The organism is Duganella sp. CF517 (assembly GCF_900110275.1).
Taxonomy (GTDB): Bacteria; Pseudomonadota; Gammaproteobacteria; order Burkholderiales; family Burkholderiaceae_D; genus Rugamonas.
The window spans coordinates 71,768-85,745 of the sequence record NZ_FODC01000003.1; the positions used below are offsets into that span (position 1 = coordinate 71,768).

Genomic DNA, 13,978 nt, shown 5'->3' on the forward strand with positions numbered 1-13,978 from the left:
GTTCAGATCAGGCGGTTCGAATAGTTGTAGCTCAGCGTGATGTTCTCGATCGCCACCTCGTTCTTGGTCGAGCCGAACTTTTCGACCTCCCATTTGATCGGATAGGCGTTGGCGAAGCTCCACGCGCGGATCGGGATGCGCTGCACGTTCATCAGGTAGACGCCGACCGGCTGTGCGACGATCGGCACCATGAAGTCCATTTCAAACACCGAGCGGCACCAGATCACCAGCGGCGAGGTGAACGGCGCGATGCCGCGCTTGAGCACCAGCGTGCGCGCCTTCATGCCGGCGGGCAGCGTATGGACGTAGCGGTTCTCGCCGCCCTCGACCACCTCCTCGGTCTTGAGCTCGGCGTTCATGCCCGACACCTCCTGGAACGAGGCGTCGGTCATGCCCAGCGTGGCGCCGAGCACCACCTTGAAGTAAAAGGCCGACGGCGGGTAGTCGTCCCCGAGGGACAAGGCATCCAGCAGGGACATGGCGCCGTCCTCCCTAGCCGTTGGCGATGGTCAGGCCTTCGTGGACGATCTCGATGGTCTCGATCGCCGCCTCGTTGCCCTCGGCCTTCAGATCGGTGCCGGTGATCTTGGTCGGCCAGGCGTTGGCCAGGGTCCAGACCATGGTCGGGGCGCCGGTCTCGTCGAGCAGGCTGATGGTCACCGGCACGCGCTTGACGGTGTTCATCTTGATCTGGTTGAACCAGTCCCAGAACTTGTTGTCGGACTTGAACACGCCTTTTTTCATCGTCACGTTGCCGACCTTCTTCATGCCCGGCATCTTGATGACCGCGAATTCCGGGCTGTCGCCGTGGCGGTACTTGATTTCCTCGGACTGGACGTCGAGTCCGCTGACCTCCTGGAACGACATGACCTGGGAATCCCATTTCACCTGGAAATAGAACTTGGGCAGCGGCCATACCGCCGTCGATTGTTTTGAGCCGTCATCAGCCATCATTAACCTCGCTATCAGTATTCAAAGGGAACCGCGTTATCGGCGCGGTCAGGATTTCTGCATCTGTTGCTGGAAGGTGATCTCGATGAACTCGGCCGGCCGGCTGATCGCCACCAGGATGGTCACCCGCAGGATGCCTTCGAGGATGTCGTCGGCCGTCATGGTCTCGTCGAGGCCGACGGCGACGCTGAAGGCGTCGTCCGGCGAGGCGCCGGCCAGGCCGCCGCGCTTCCAGATGCCGGTCAGGAAGTTGCGCGCCATGCTCTTGATCGTGACCCAGGTATTGGCGACGTTGGGCTCGAACACATAGGCCTTGCTGGCCAGGCGCAGCGACTCCTCGAGCATGATCATGGTGCGGCGCACGTTGACGTAGCGCCAGTCCAGGCTGTTGCCATCGAGCGTGCGCGCGCCCCACACCAACGTGCCCTCGCCGATGAAGCTGCGGATGGCGTTGATCGACTTGCCGGTGGTGCTGACGTTGAGGTCCTCCTGGTCGTCGTGCGTGATGTTGACGGCCGGCGAGCTGACCGACATCAGGCCGACGTTGGCCGGCGCCTTCCAGACGCCGCGGGTGTTGTCGATCATCGTGTACAGGCCGGCCATGGCGGCGCTCGGCGGCAGCAGGTTGACCTTGCGCTGCATCGCCAGCAGCACCTCGCCATAGAGTTTGCTCAGGGCGGCGATGGCGTTGTGGACGATCTCGATGCGCCGGCGCACGTCCTCGTCGTCGGACCAGGCCAGGACCAGGCTGTCGATCAGGTCGCCGACGTCCTTGGCCTTGAGCTTGGCGCTGGCGTTGCTGCCGTCCGGGTTGAGCAGCGGCGCCAGTTCGTTGCGCAGCATGTCGGCCAGCAGCGCGCGCTGCTCGGGCGCCGGGTCGAGGTGGGTGAAGTTGATGTCCTTGAGCGCGACGATGGTGGTGTGGACCCACGGATAGTAGGCCGCGCCGAAGGCCAGCACGGTGCTGGTGACGTGGTCGCGGAAGTGGTTGACCGGTCCATCCTTGAGCTCGCGGAAGCCCTCGTGGATGTCGAGCAGGGCGAAGCGGCTCTTCATCTTGACGCCGCAGTGCAGCAGCATTTGCTGCTGCAGGCTGTAGCAGTCCTCTTGCGATAGCAGCATCGCCTCCGGAATCACCAGCATGGTCGGTTCCTGCTCCTTGAGCAGGGTGTCGATGCCGGCCGCAAGGGTGTCCTTGTCGGGCGCGCCATGGTAGTTGCCGACCGACACCACGTAGCAGGCGCCGCCGCCGTTCTGGAAGAACAGTTTCATGCTGTTGTAGAGCAGGTGCTTGCCGTCGCTCAGTTCGACGTGGTAGTCGGCCGCCGGGCGCTGGCGCTCTTCCTTGATGCGGGCCGCGCTGTCCGTCTTGGCCGCTTCGATGGCGGCGGTGTTGGCCGTCTTTTCCGCCTTGACCGCCTCGGCCTCGGCGGCGTCGTGGGCCTCCGCCTTGGTCTTCCTGGCCGCTTCGTCGGTCTCGCCTTCCAGCGCCTGCTTGGCGGCGTCGGCGGCGGCGCGCTTGCGGATGGCGTTGACGGCGGGCAGGGCGGCGATGCCGCCGGCGTCGAGCGCCTCGTCGGCGGACAGGCTCAGCCCGGCAGCCTTGGCCGCCTCGTCGGCGGCGGCGAGCGCGGCCGCGTAGGCCGTCTGCGCCGCTTCGAGTTCGGCGGCCGGGGCGGCGATCAAGGTGGCGCGGGCGGCGGCCAGCACCTTGCGGGCCTCGGCGGCGGCGCTGGCCTCGGGCGTGGCCGGCGCGCTGTCGGCGCCGCCTTCGTCGGCGCGGGCGGCGACCGCCTTGAAGTCCTTCTCGTCGGCCGGCGCGGCCTTGGCGATGGTGAACACGGGACGCGGGGCGCCGCCGAAGCAGGCCTCGTATTCGGCCATCGAGGTGATGCGCCATGGCTTGTTGTCGAGCGAACCGCCTTTGTAGCTGGCGGTTTCGGTATGGCCGACGAAAGCGGGCACCGCAGTGGCCACTTCGACGACCGAGTTGGGGAAGGCGTTTTTTTCAACGATGTAGACCCCGGGAGTTTTGTATTGCGCCATCTTGTGTCCTTTTAAGGTGATAGATGAGTGAGGTGATTCATCAGCGGATGTAGATCTCCGAAACCAGCACGGCCTGGCCGCCCGTTTCGTTACTGCCTGGTGCCACTTCCCTCCCGACGGCGGCCACACTTGCGTTCGGCAGTCGCTTGATGAGAATCCGGTTGACCTGCCTGTCCGGCCCCCTCCGCTCGCATAGTTGCAGGCGTTGGGGCGGGTGCTGGCGCATGTCGATCGCCTGTTCGCTGATGAAGGTCAGCGCCCTGTGTTGTCCCGCGAGTTCGGTGTAGCCGCCGGGCGTGAAACTGAGCACGCCGTCGAGGTCGATGATGGCCGGCTGCGGGCCGTCCGCCTGGTCCCGCGTGTCGGCCGGGTCGATCGCGTCGGCGCGCGCCGGCCCGCCGCCGAGGGCGTCGCCCAGCAGGTAATAGCGCCACCTGGTCTGGCGCGCGCCGAAGCGCACCAGGAAGCGCGGCGCCGCGTGGCCGGCCAGCGCGGCGGCGATCGCGGCCGCCGACAGCAGCAGATGGAAGGCCGGCCGCGGCGCGCGCGGACCGCCGTCGTCGAGGCCGGCGGCGCGGTTGGGGATGACCGCCCGGCTCCACGCCGAGGCGCCGGCCTGCGGCTGCGCGTGCAGGCGCCAGATGCCTTGTTGCTCGTGCACCGCGCCGGCGCTGTGGAAAACCAGGCGCGCGTCCGCCGCCGGCGGCGCCGGCGCGGTCACCAGCGAGAAGCTGGCGCCGATGCTCCACGCGTCGAACTCCAGTTCCAGCGCCGGGAGCGCGCCCGCTTGCAGCGCGGTGCGCGTCGCCCTCGGGCAGACCAGGGTCAGGCCTTCGGCGCCGGTCCGGGCGAGGATGTCGTGCCGCGCCAGCAGGGCGGCGGTGGCGGCGCTCGGCGCGAAGCGGAAGCGGCCGACGGCGTGCTCGCCGAAAAAGGCGTGGCGCGCGCCGATGTGCAGCAGGGTGGCGTAGGCGTCCATGGCTCACAGTCCGGCGCTGGTGTGCGGGCGGCTGACAACCGGCGCCTGGCCGACCAGCGTGCCGCCGCCGTAGCTGATCATGCGCACCTTGTACAGCACCGACGGCAGATAGCGCCCGCTCAACATGGTCCACAGGTTGCTCAACTCGTGGTGGGTGAGGTTCTCCATGTCGAGCAACAGTTTTTCGATGCGGTCGTCGAGGTCGGGCGTGAGCAGGTGGTCGAACACCGGCGTCTGATGGAAAAATCCGATGGCGCTGGAGATGAAGGCGAGCGCCTCGGAGTAGTTTTTATCGCCGAAATTGGCCGCGACGACGATTTCCAGGTTGAGGAACAGCGGCCTGCCGTGCACGCCCACGCGGCCGCCGGCGGAGGCGGTGGACGGCGCTTGCTGCGGCATCGTGTCCTTTTCGATATTCGCCAGCAACACGACTACCTTGTTGGCGGTGTCGCGCGCCAGCGCGCCGTCCTGCGACAGCAGGTTGGACACCACGACGATGTCGTCGCCCAGTTGGTGCGCGTGGCGCAGGAACTGGTTCAGGTGCTGGGCGATATGGTTGATGGCGGCGCTGATCACGATGTCCTGCTTTCTTCCCGGGCGATGGGTAACTGGATTGATGTGGCATATTCAGCAATTCATGTGCCAGCCCCGCAAGCATGGATTCATGCGGGTTTGCGGCCGGTTGTGACACGCCGCCGATGTAAATTTACATGTCGGCCTTTTCGTTGACACTGTTGCTTACACATGCCTTTTATCAAGAAAGTCCGCTAAGATATTGGCATTTCGTTCATTCAGGAGCCGTCATGCCGCGCCCAATCATCCCCGTAGCCGCCTTGTTGCTGGTTTTCACCGCGTTCGGTTGCAGCGCCAGCGAATCGGCCAATGGCAGTTTCACCGCCACCAAGAGCTGCGAGGCTTACTCGTCCTTCGCCAAACAGAGCAACCCGGGCGCGCAGAAAATCGTGCCCGGCACCGAGTACGAGGTGCGCGAAATCAACAAGGTCGATTACGACTGGCTCAGGGTGGAGGTGCCGGGCGCGCAGCCGTCGTTGCGCTGGGTGCGCAAGGAGTGCGGCACGCCGGAGCTGAGCGATAAGCCGACCAAGGCGCAACGCCAGCGCGAGATCGCCGCGGCGGCGGCCGCCGGCAGCGCCTGCAACATCGCCAACAAGCAGGACAGCTATCTTCTTGCGATCACCTGGCAGCCAGGTTTTTGCGAGCACGTTAAATACAACGGCAAAAAGCCCGAATGCGACGCCATGAACGGGGGCAAGCTGGAGGCGAAGAACCTGAACCTGCACGGGCTGTGGCCCAACAAGAAGGAATGCGGCACCAATTACGGCAGCTGCCAGGGCGAGCAGTTCTCGCTGAAGCAGGAAACCATCGACAAGGTCGCGCCGTGGATGCCGAATTTCTTCTACGAGCGCACCTTCGGCGCGTACGAGTGGAACAAACATGGCAAATGCCAATCGCTGTCGCCGGACGACTATTTCGTCAAGGCCGTGTCGGCGGTGCGGGTGGTGAACGATTCGGAAGTGGGCAAGATCGTGTTGGGCAGCGTGGGCAAGTCGTTCCGCGTCAATGATTTCTTCGAGCGGGTCAAGGCCAGCTACGGCGCCCAGGTGGCCGACAGCATCACGCTGATCTGCACGCAGCGTAAATATCTGCAGGAGATCCGCGTGTCGCTGCCGCTGGAATTCAGCACCGACGGCGAGTTGAAGCAGATGGTGGGCGGCGCCGTGCCGGCGCGCGCGCGCGCCGTGGGCTGCGGCGACGAGGTGTACGTGGAAGGCGCCGGCCGCGATTGAGCGGCCGTCGAAGACTACTCGACAGGCGTTAGTCGATGGTGACGGCGCGCGCCTTTTTGCGCTCCGCCTTGCACTTGTACATGGCGTCGTCGGCGCGTGCGATCAAGGCGTCGGCGGTGCTGGCCGACTGCGGATAGATGGCCACGCCGATGCTGGCGGCGGCCAGCAATTCATGGCCCTCTATGTCATACGGCATGGCCAGGCGTTGGGACAGCTTCTCGACGACGCCGGCGGCGTCCTCCTCGCCGCTGGCGACCAGCACCACCGCGAATTCGTCGCCTCCCAGCCTGGCGGCCATGTCGGATTTGCGCAGTTCGGTGAGCAGGCGGTCGGCGGCGGTTTTCAATAGCTCGTCGCCGGCGCCATGGCCGTAGGTGTCGTTGATGAATTTGAAGTTGTCCAGATCCAGATACAGCACCGCCATCGATTCCTGATTGCGTTCGCTGAGACTGAGCTGGCGGGCCAGGAACTCGGTGAACATGGCGCGGTTGGCCAAGCCGGTCAGCGGATCGTGCGTGGCCTGGTGCCTGGCCAGCGCGTGCATCCTCGACGCCTTGACCAGCGCCTGTCCGACCTCGTTCGCCTCGCGCAGGCCGTAGGTGGCCGGCTCGATGCTGTCGCCGGCGCCCAGGGCCAGCGCCGGCGCCACCAGGTCGCGGATCGAGCGGCTGATGCGGTTGCCGATGTGCCAGGCGAACAGCAGGCCGCCGCCCAGCAGGAGGATGGTCGACAGCACCAGCGTCCACAGTTTGCTCAGCAGCTGGGAGTTCAGCACCTCGATGGGAATGCCGATGGCCACCGTCCACTGCGAATTGGGGGCTTTGGCCAGCACGGCCAGGATAGGCTTGCCGTCGAGCGTTTTGGTTTCGAAGGTGCCCTCCGGGAGTTCCTGCAACCGTTCCAGCGCCTCCGGAATGGCGTGCTGTCCGACGTAGCGCTGCATGTCGCTGGTGCGGGCCACCACCGTGCCCTTGTTGTCGAGGATGGTGGCGATCCAGTGTTCGGGATATTGCTGCTGTTTGAGGATGGTGCCGAAGCGCTCCACCGTCACCACCGCGCTCAGCGCGTTGAAGCCGTTCGGCCTTCGGGTGACCGGCACGGCGACGGCGACGATGTAGCGCTTCGATAGCGGTCCCATGGACACCTGCGAAATGGCGGTGGTGTCGTTGTTCTGCATATAGGTCAACAAGTGATCGACGCTTGAGCTGGGCAGCTCGCTGCCATACGGCTTGAAGGTGTTGATCAACTGCTGGCCGGCGCCGTCTTCGAGCACGATGTTGAATATATCCTGGCTGGCGCAGACGGCGCGCGCCTGGTCGTAGAACGGCTTGAGGTCCTCGCCCAGCAGGCTGGGGGAGATGGCCAGCACCTTCAGCGTCGATTCGATGACGGCGAACTCCTTGTCGATCGCCATCGCGTTGGCGTGCGCGGTCGTCATGGCGCTGCGGATGAAGGCGGCGCGCGCGAGTTCGTAGTCGGAGCCGATCATCCTCACCACCATCAGCGACGCGGGGACGATGCAAGCCACCACCAGCCAGATCAACCTGGTCCGGATCGACGGCGCATGAGCTAATTTCATGATTGATGCGACCTCGCTGTCGTTATTCTAAATGAGGCGCGATACCCCCTTTTTCATAATATTACAATAAGGAAAGTGCGTGCGTAAGCCAGTCTATCCTTTTGTTTTTATTTTCTGTACGAAAATGTTCGGGTGGCAGAAATGGCCGTTGAAAGGCTTGAGATTTATCGTCTATCATGTTGAGCAGTCTCAATCCAAGCCACTATTTCGGAGCCTCAATGCAACTCGTCAGCTGTACGGAAGAGCGCCACGCGCCAGCCATTCTTGCCATCTTCAACGACGCGATCGCCAACTCGACCGCGCTGTATGAATACCATCCACGCACGATGGAGACGATGAAGAACTGGTTCGCGGCCAAGCGCGGCGGCGGCTATCCGGTCATCGGGCTGGAGGACGGCGCCGGCGAGCTGCTGGGATTCGCCAGTTACGGCGCGTTCCGGGGCTTTCCGGCCAATAAGTACTCGGTCGAGCACTCGATTTATGTGCGCGGCGACCAGCGGGGCAAGGGCTTGGGGCGCACTTTGCTAAGCGCCATCATCGACGCCGCGCGGCAGGCCGACCTGCACATCCTGGTCGGCGGCATCGACGCAGCCAACGCCGCCAGCATCGCGCTGCACGAGCAGTCGGGATTCGTGCACGCCGGCACTATTCGCCATGCCGCCTTCAAGTTCGACCGCTGGCTTGACCTGGCGTTTTATCAGCTGATGCTGGCCACGCCGGCGCATCCGGTGGACGGCTGACGCCGGCCCGGCTCATCCCCGACCCGCGCACGATGGCATGATCGTCTTGCAATTCCGCAGTCGCAGACCTATACTGCGCCGGTAGTCAGCTTCTGGTATCTGCAAATGATCGTTTGCAGATTTAAATGGGAAGCCGGTGCGTCGTTCCGCTGGAACGGCAAGGCCGGCGCTGCCCCCGCAACGGTAAGCGAGGTTAAGGATTTGTATGATGCCACTGTGCGATTGCATGGGAAGGCGCAAATCCAGGTGTTCCACATGGACGCCCACTCGCCAGCCCGGAAACCAGCCAGTAGCGGTAAACACGTTTGTATCGCGGAGGGCGATACGGGTGGAGAACTGCCACGGCTTGATCCGCGCATCTTCTTTCCGGTTCTCCCTGGCGCCGCATTCGTCTCTCCCCTGGTCCATCTTCCGATACGAGCTTTCCGACCCCGTGGTCGTCGCTGCTTTTCGGAGAAACCAATATGTCCATCAACTCTATCCAAGCCGGCCAGGCCCACGCCTCCGCGCATGCCCGTCCCGTCGCACTGAAGGACAAGCTGGTCGCGGCCTTGATGGCGGCGAGCCTGGGCGCCGTGCTGCTGTTCGGCGCCGGTTTCGCGTCGATGGAAGCGCTGCATAACGCCGCCCACGACAGCCGCCACTCGGCGGGCTTCCCGTGTCATTGAGCCGTACCGGGGCCGGTGCGGGCGCCGGCATGTTCAATCGCATGGTGCGCACCGCGGCGGCGGCCGGCCTGCTGGCCGGCTTGATGCTGACCGGCGTGCAGCACTTGCAGGTGACGCGCATCATCGCGCAGGCCGAGGTGCTGGAGTCGGCGGGCGAGGCGCAGCCGGCGGCGCATACGCACGCCGACGGCGCGCAGCACGTGCACGAAGGGGCCCACGAGGCGGCGCACGGCGCAGCGCATGAAGAACCGCACGAAGCCCCGCACGAACATGGCGGCTGGCAGCCGGAGGATGGCGTCGAGCGCACGCTCTACACCGCGCTGGCCGACGTCAGCATGGCTGTCGGCTATGGTTTGCTGCTGGCGGCCGCCATCGGGCTGCGCGGCCGCGCGGTCGACTGGCGTTCCGGCCTGCTGTGGGGCGCCGCAGGTTACGCGGTGTTCTTCCTGGCGCCGTCGGTCGGCTTGCCGCCGGAGCTACCCGGCACCGCCGCCGCGCCGGTGGCCGCGCGCCAGGGCTGGTGGATCGCGACCGCGATGTCGACCGCCACCGCGCTGGCGATGCTGGCCTTCGGCCGCCATTGGGCGCTGAAGCTGGCGGCCGTCGCGCTGCTGGTGGTGCCGCATCTGGTCGGCGCGCCGCAGCCGCTGGTGCATGCCAGCGTCGCGCCGGAACATCTGCAGCGTTCCTTCGTCTACGCCACCGCGCTCGCCAACGGCGTGTTCTGGCTGGCGCTGGGCGCCCTGACAGGCTTGTTCCACCAGCGCTTCGCCGATCGATGAGAACCCATCATCGTCATCTATTCATGTGCGTCGGCCCGCGTTGCGCTCCCGTGGAGGGGCGCGCGCAGGCGGTGTTCGAGCGCATGGGCGAAATGATCGACGCCCATCCGGAGCTTGCCGTCAAGCGCACGCGCACCCATTGCATGGTGGCCTGCCGTTACGAGGGGCCGGTGATGGTGGTCTATCCGGAAGGCGTGTGGTACCAGCGCGTGAACGAGGCCAATGCGGAGCGCATCGTCAACGAACACCTGATCGGCGGCCGCGAAGTCGATGACCTGATATTCCATCGCCTTGGTGAAGGCGATACCTGCGCACCGGACCCTAAAGATGACTGAAACCACAGCCGGCCAGGCGCACATCGCGCTGCTGACGCACGCCTCCAACGATTTGACGGTGCTGCATCAAGCGCGGGCGCAGCTACCTTCGGGTTTTTGCGGGGTGGCGGGCGTGAACCTGCAATCGCTCGATGCGGATACCTCGATGGCGGTGTTGTTGGCGGGTAATTTGCGCGCCGCGAGGGTCATCGTCGTGCGCGTGCTGGGCCGGCTGGGCGGGGTTCCCGGATTTGCGGAGCTGGTCGACCACGCGCGCCGGCATGGCCGGCATTTGATCGTCATCAGCGGCACGGGCGAGCCGGACCCGGAACTGGCCGCCGTGTCGGCGGCATCGGCCGACGTGCTGCAAATGACGTTGAAGTATTTCCAGGCCGGCGGCAGCGCCAATCTGGCGCAGCTGCTGCGTTATCTTTCCGATCACCTGCTATTGACAGGCTTCGGTTTCGAGCCGGCCCACCCGTTGCCGGAACACGGCATCTATCACCCCGATCTGGCGCCAGGCGCCGGCCTGGCCGATTGGCTGGCGCTGCGCGATCCGGCGCGTCCCAGCGTGGGCATCGTGTTTTACCGCGCCCACTGGATGAGCGGGAACACGCGCTTCATCGACGCCATGCTGGCCGCGCTGGAAGCGCGCGGCATGAACGTGCTGCCGGTGTTTACGTCGTCGCTGCGCGCCGGGGCCGGCGATGGCGGCGGCTTGCCCAGCGCGTTGCGCCATGTGGCCGACGCCTCGGGCGCGCACATCGATGTGCTGATCAACACCACCTCCTTCGCGATGGGCGAGATCACGGCGGGCGGTCCGACGCCGGCCGGCTGGTCGGTCGGCGTGCTGGAGGCGCTCGACGTGCCGGTGCTGCAGGCCATCACCAGCGGCATGACACTCGAACAGTGGAGCCAGTCGGCGCGCGGCCTCAATCCGCTCGATACGGCGATGAACGTGGTGCTGCCGGAATTCGACGGCCGCATCATCACGGTGCCGCTGTCATTCAAGGCGCGCGCGGCCGGCTTGCCGAACGAGGCGGTCGAGTACGACCCGCTGCCGGACCGGGTGGCGCGCATCGCCGGCATCGCCGCGCGCTTCGCGCGCCTGAAGCGGCTGCCGAACGCCGAGAAGCGCGTCGCCTTCATGTTCACCAATTCAAGCAGCAAGGCGTCTCAGATCGGCAACGCGGTCGGACTGGACGCGCCGGCGTCGCTGATCCGCATCCTGGCGGCGATGCGGGCCGACGGCTATGATGCGGGCCAACCAGCTGGCGACGGCACGGCGTTGATTCATGACCTGATAGCGCGCTGCTCGTACGACAATATCTACGTGACCGCCGAGCAGTTGCGCAATGCCGCCGGCCGCGTGCCGGCCGAGCGGTATGCGCAATGGTTCGCGGAGCTGCCGGTGTCGATGCGGGAAAAGATGACCAAGCAGTGGGGCGAGGCGCCGGGCGAGGCGTATGTCCATGACGGCCATCTGTCGCTGGCCGGCATCGAGATGGGCAATGTGTTCGTCGCGTTGCAGCCGCCGCGCGGTTATGGCATGGACCCGGACGCGATCTACCATCAGCCGGACCTGCCGCCGACGCACCATTACTACGCGCTGTATCGCTGGCTGCGGGACGAGTGGCGCGCCGACGCCATCGTCCACGTCGGCAAGCACGGCACGATGGAGTGGCTGCCGGGGAAGGGTGTCGGTTTGTCGGAGGAGTGCTTCCCGGACGCGCTGCTGGGCGATTTGCCGCTGTTTTACCCGTTCATCATAAACGACCCGGGCGAAGGCTCGCAGGCCAAGCGGCGCGGCCACGCGGTCGTCGTCGATCATTTGACGCCGCCGATGACCACCGCCGATACCTATGGCGCGTTGGCGCAGTTGACGCAACTGGTCGACGAGTACTATCAGGTCGAGGTGCTGGACCCGGCCAAGCTGCCGCTGTTGCAGCAGCAGATCTGGGAGCTGGTGAAGCAGACCAATCTGAACTCCGATTTGCAGATGCGGCTGCTGCATCATGATCACGACCACGATCATGATCACGGTCACGGCCATGCGCATCACCACCATGACCATGACCACCATCACGATAACCACCATCACGGCCATGACCACGACCATGACCATGGCGAAGGCCTGCCGGCGGCATTGGCGGCGATGGGCGGCTCCGATGTCGCCCACCTGATCGAGGACCTGGACGGCTATCTGTGCGAACTGGGTTCGGCCCAGATACGTGACGGCCTGCATATACTGGGTCGCTGCCCGGACGACGAACAGATGCCGGACATGCTGGTATCGCTGACGCGCCTGCCCAACCTCGACATCCCCGGCCTGCAATCGGAAGTGGCGCGGCTGTTCGGCCTGACCATGGACATGCTGCTGGACCAGCAGACGCGCCGTTTGAATGTCGTGCCGGCGCTGGCGCGGCTGGCCGATCGCGCCGTCGTCTCGCGCGCCAACGCATTGGACGCCGTGGATATACTGTGCCTGCGCCTGTACGAAGAACTGGGCGCCTGGCGGTACGATCCGGCGCGTATCGATGCGGCCATCGACCGCGTCTTCGGCGCGCTCGACACGGCTTCCGCCGCCACGCCTTTGCTGCAACCAGCCTTGCGCGCCAAAGCCAATGTGCTGTCGCAGATGGGGAAGCCGCGTCCCAAGCCCGCGGAGCCGCGTCCACAGTCGCCCGCCACAGCCCTCGCAAGCGGCCCCGCGCGCTTCGACGCCATCCGCCGCATCCTCGGTTTTGCCTGCCGCGAGCTGGTGCCGAACCTGACCCGCGCGACCGACGAAATCGACAACCTGTTGAATGGCCTGTCGGGCCGCTACGTGCCGGCCGGCCCAAGCGGTTCGCCGACGCGCGGCATGGCGCAGATTCTGCCGACCGGCCGCAACTTCTACTCCGTCGATCCGCGCAGCGTGCCGTCGCAATCGGCATGGCGGGTTGGCCAGCAACTGGCGCGCGAAGTGCTGGAACGTTATCAGCGCGAGAGCGGGGATTTTCCAGAGAGTGTCGCCATCAGCATTTGGGGCACCAGCGCGATGCGCACCCACGGCGACGATGTGGCGCAGATTCTGGCGCTGCTTGGCGTGCGGCCGGTGTGGCGGGCGGAGAGCCGTCAGGTGAGCGGCGTGGAGATCATTCCGCTGGACGAGCTGAAACGCCCGCGCATCGACGTCACGACCCGCATCAGCGGATTTTTCCGCGACGCCTTCCCGCAACTGATCGATCTGATCGACGACGCCGTCAATCAGGTCATCGCGCTGGACGAACCGCTCACGCACAATTTCGTGCGCAAGCACTATCTGACCGAGTTGGCGGACTGGTTGGGGCAGGGCATCGACAAGCAGGAAGCCACGCGGCGCGCCGGCTATCGCATCTTCGGCGCCAAGCCGGGCGCCTACGGCGCCGGCGTGCTGCCGCTGATCCAGCACCGCAACTGGGAGGCGGACGCCGACTTCGCCGAGGCCTACGTCAACTGGGGCGGCTACGCCTACGCGCGCGGCACTCAGGGCGCGGACCAGCGCGACGCTTTCCGCATGCGCCTGGGCGGCGTGCAGATAGCGCTGCACAACCAGGACAACCGCGAACACGATATCTTCGACAGCGACGATTACCTGCAATTCCACGGCGGGATGATCGCCACCATCCGCGCGCTGAGCGGCCAGCAGCCGCGCCACTATTTCGGCGACAGCCACGATCCGTCGCGCGCGCAGGTGCGCGACCTGAAGGAAGAGACGCTGCGCGTGTTCCGTTCGCGCGTGGTCAATCCGAAGTGGCTGGCCAGCATACAGCGGCACGGCTACAAGGGCGGCCTGGAGCTGACCGCGACCGTCGACTATTTGTTCGGCTACGACGCCACCGCCCAGGTCATGGACGACTGGATGTACGAGGACGTGGCGCAATCCTACGCCTTCGACCCGGCGATGCGGCAGTTCCTCCAGGACGCCAACCCCTGGGCGCAGAACGCCATCGCCGAGCGTTTGCTGGAGGCGGCCAGCCGCGGCATGTGGGCCGAGCCGCGCCCGGAGACGCTGGACCAACTGCGCGAACTGTATCTGCGCAGCGAAGAACTACTTGAGGAGCGCGGCGAGACCCCGCGCCATGGATAG

Annotated in this window: 12 protein-coding genes and 1 riboswitch; of the genes, 6 read left to right on the forward strand and 6 right to left on the reverse strand. The window is 65.6% G+C overall.

What is annotated here, in order from left to right; translation table 11 throughout:
- Nucleotides 1–2 precede the first annotated feature (2 nt).
- From BMX85_RS12140 to BMX85_RS12165, 5 genes are read right to left on the reverse strand one after another with little or no spacing between them, the layout of a single operon-like run.
- Nucleotides 3–479, reverse strand: a complete 477-nt coding sequence (locus BMX85_RS12140) for a phage tail protein (RefSeq protein ID WP_090317926.1) — start codon at nt 477–479, stop codon at nt 3–5.
- 13 nt (nt 480–492) lie between these two features.
- Nucleotides 493–954, reverse strand: coding sequence for a phage tail protein (locus BMX85_RS12145; RefSeq protein WP_229210421.1), 462 nt, complete (start codon nt 952–954; stop codon nt 493–495).
- 45 nt (nt 955–999) lie between these two features.
- Nucleotides 1,000–2,997, reverse strand: a complete 1,998-nt coding sequence (locus BMX85_RS30960) for a phage tail sheath family protein (protein WP_229210422.1) — start codon at nt 2,995–2,997, stop codon at nt 1,000–1,002.
- Nucleotides 2,998–3,037: 40 nt separating this feature from the next.
- Nucleotides 3,038–3,976, reverse strand: coding sequence for a hypothetical protein (locus tag BMX85_RS12160; protein WP_090317929.1), 939 nt, complete (start codon nt 3,974–3,976; stop codon nt 3,038–3,040).
- A 3-nt stretch (nt 3,977–3,979) separates the two neighbouring features.
- Nucleotides 3,980–4,552 (reverse strand): Pvc16 family protein, encoded by a 573-nt coding sequence (locus tag BMX85_RS12165; RefSeq protein ID WP_090317932.1) that lies wholly within the window; start codon nt 4,550–4,552, stop codon nt 3,980–3,982.
- Nucleotides 4,553–4,779: 227 nt separating this feature from the next.
- Between BMX85_RS12165 and BMX85_RS12170 the strand changes: the two genes are divergently transcribed.
- Nucleotides 4,780–5,784: a ribonuclease T2 family protein gene (locus BMX85_RS12170; RefSeq protein ID WP_090317935.1), complete on the forward strand. Its 1,005-nt coding sequence runs from the start codon at nt 4,780–4,782 to the stop codon at nt 5,782–5,784.
- Between the two features lie 28 nt (nt 5,785–5,812).
- On the opposite strand, the gene BMX85_RS12175 is transcribed toward BMX85_RS12170, so the two are convergent.
- A complete protein-coding gene (locus tag BMX85_RS12175; protein ID WP_090317938.1) occupies nt 5,813–7,363 on the reverse strand; it encodes a sensor domain-containing diguanylate cyclase in 1,551 nt (516 codons plus the stop codon).
- Nucleotides 7,364–7,581: 218 nt separating this feature from the next.
- Here BMX85_RS12175 and BMX85_RS12180 point away from each other — a divergent pair, with 218 nt between their 5' ends.
- The 5 genes from BMX85_RS12180 (at nt 7,582) to BMX85_RS12200 (ending at nt 13,978) form a co-directional block, all read left to right on the forward strand.
- Nucleotides 7,582–8,103, forward strand: coding sequence for a GNAT family N-acetyltransferase (locus BMX85_RS12180; RefSeq protein ID WP_090317942.1), 522 nt, complete (start codon nt 7,582–7,584; stop codon nt 8,101–8,103).
- Nucleotides 8,104–8,179: 76 nt separating this feature from the next.
- Nucleotides 8,180–8,409, forward strand: a riboswitch (cobalamin riboswitch).
- A 158-nt stretch (nt 8,410–8,567) separates the two neighbouring features.
- Complete coding sequence (locus tag BMX85_RS12185) at nt 8,568–8,771, forward strand: CbtB domain-containing protein (RefSeq protein ID WP_090317946.1); 204 nt, start codon at nt 8,568–8,570, stop codon at nt 8,769–8,771.
- 29 nt (nt 8,772–8,800) lie between these two features.
- Nucleotides 8,801–9,553 carry a CbtA family protein gene (locus tag BMX85_RS12190; RefSeq protein WP_090317950.1) on the forward strand — a complete coding sequence of 251 codons (753 nt, stop codon included), beginning with the start codon at nt 8,801–8,803 and terminating at the stop codon, nt 9,551–9,553.
- Nucleotides 9,550–9,888 carry a (2Fe-2S) ferredoxin domain-containing protein gene (locus BMX85_RS12195; protein WP_177196731.1) on the forward strand — a complete coding sequence of 113 codons (339 nt, stop codon included), beginning with the start codon at nt 9,550–9,552 and terminating at the stop codon, nt 9,886–9,888. The genes BMX85_RS12190 and BMX85_RS12195 overlap by 4 nt, the downstream gene beginning before the upstream one ends.
- Nucleotides 9,881–13,978, forward strand: coding sequence for a cobaltochelatase subunit CobN (locus tag BMX85_RS12200; RefSeq protein ID WP_090317956.1), 4,098 nt, complete (start codon nt 9,881–9,883; stop codon nt 13,976–13,978). The genes BMX85_RS12195 and BMX85_RS12200 overlap by 8 nt, the downstream gene beginning before the upstream one ends.

Coding starts and splice junctions, on each gene's coding strand:
- BMX85_RS12140 (WP_090317926.1), bottom strand. CDS start 479: ATGTCCCTGCTGGATGCCTTGTCCCTCGGGGACGACTACCCGCCGTCG.
- BMX85_RS12145 (WP_229210421.1), bottom strand. CDS start 954: ATGATGGCTGATGACGGCTCAAAACAATCGACGGCGGTATGGCCGCTG.
- BMX85_RS30960 (WP_229210422.1), bottom strand. CDS start 2,997: ATGGCGCAATACAAAACTCCCGGGGTCTACATCGTTGAAAAAAACGCC.
- BMX85_RS12160 (WP_090317929.1), bottom strand. CDS start 3,976: ATGGACGCCTACGCCACCCTGCTGCACATCGGCGCGCGCCACGCCTTT.
- BMX85_RS12170 (WP_090317935.1), top strand. CDS start 4,780: ATGCCGCGCCCAATCATCCCCGTAGCCGCCTTGTTGCTGGTTTTCACC.
- BMX85_RS12175 (WP_090317938.1), bottom strand. CDS start 7,363: ATGAAATTAGCTCATGCGCCGTCGATCCGGACCAGGTTGATCTGGCTG.
- BMX85_RS12180 (WP_090317942.1), top strand. CDS start 7,582: ATGCAACTCGTCAGCTGTACGGAAGAGCGCCACGCGCCAGCCATTCTT.
- BMX85_RS12185 (WP_090317946.1), top strand. CDS start 8,568: ATGTCCATCAACTCTATCCAAGCCGGCCAGGCCCACGCCTCCGCGCAT.
- BMX85_RS12190 (WP_090317950.1), top strand. CDS start 8,801: ATGTTCAATCGCATGGTGCGCACCGCGGCGGCGGCCGGCCTGCTGGCC.
- BMX85_RS12195 (WP_177196731.1), top strand. CDS start 9,550: ATGAGAACCCATCATCGTCATCTATTCATGTGCGTCGGCCCGCGTTGC.
- BMX85_RS12200 (WP_090317956.1), top strand. CDS start 9,881: ATGACTGAAACCACAGCCGGCCAGGCGCACATCGCGCTGCTGACGCAC.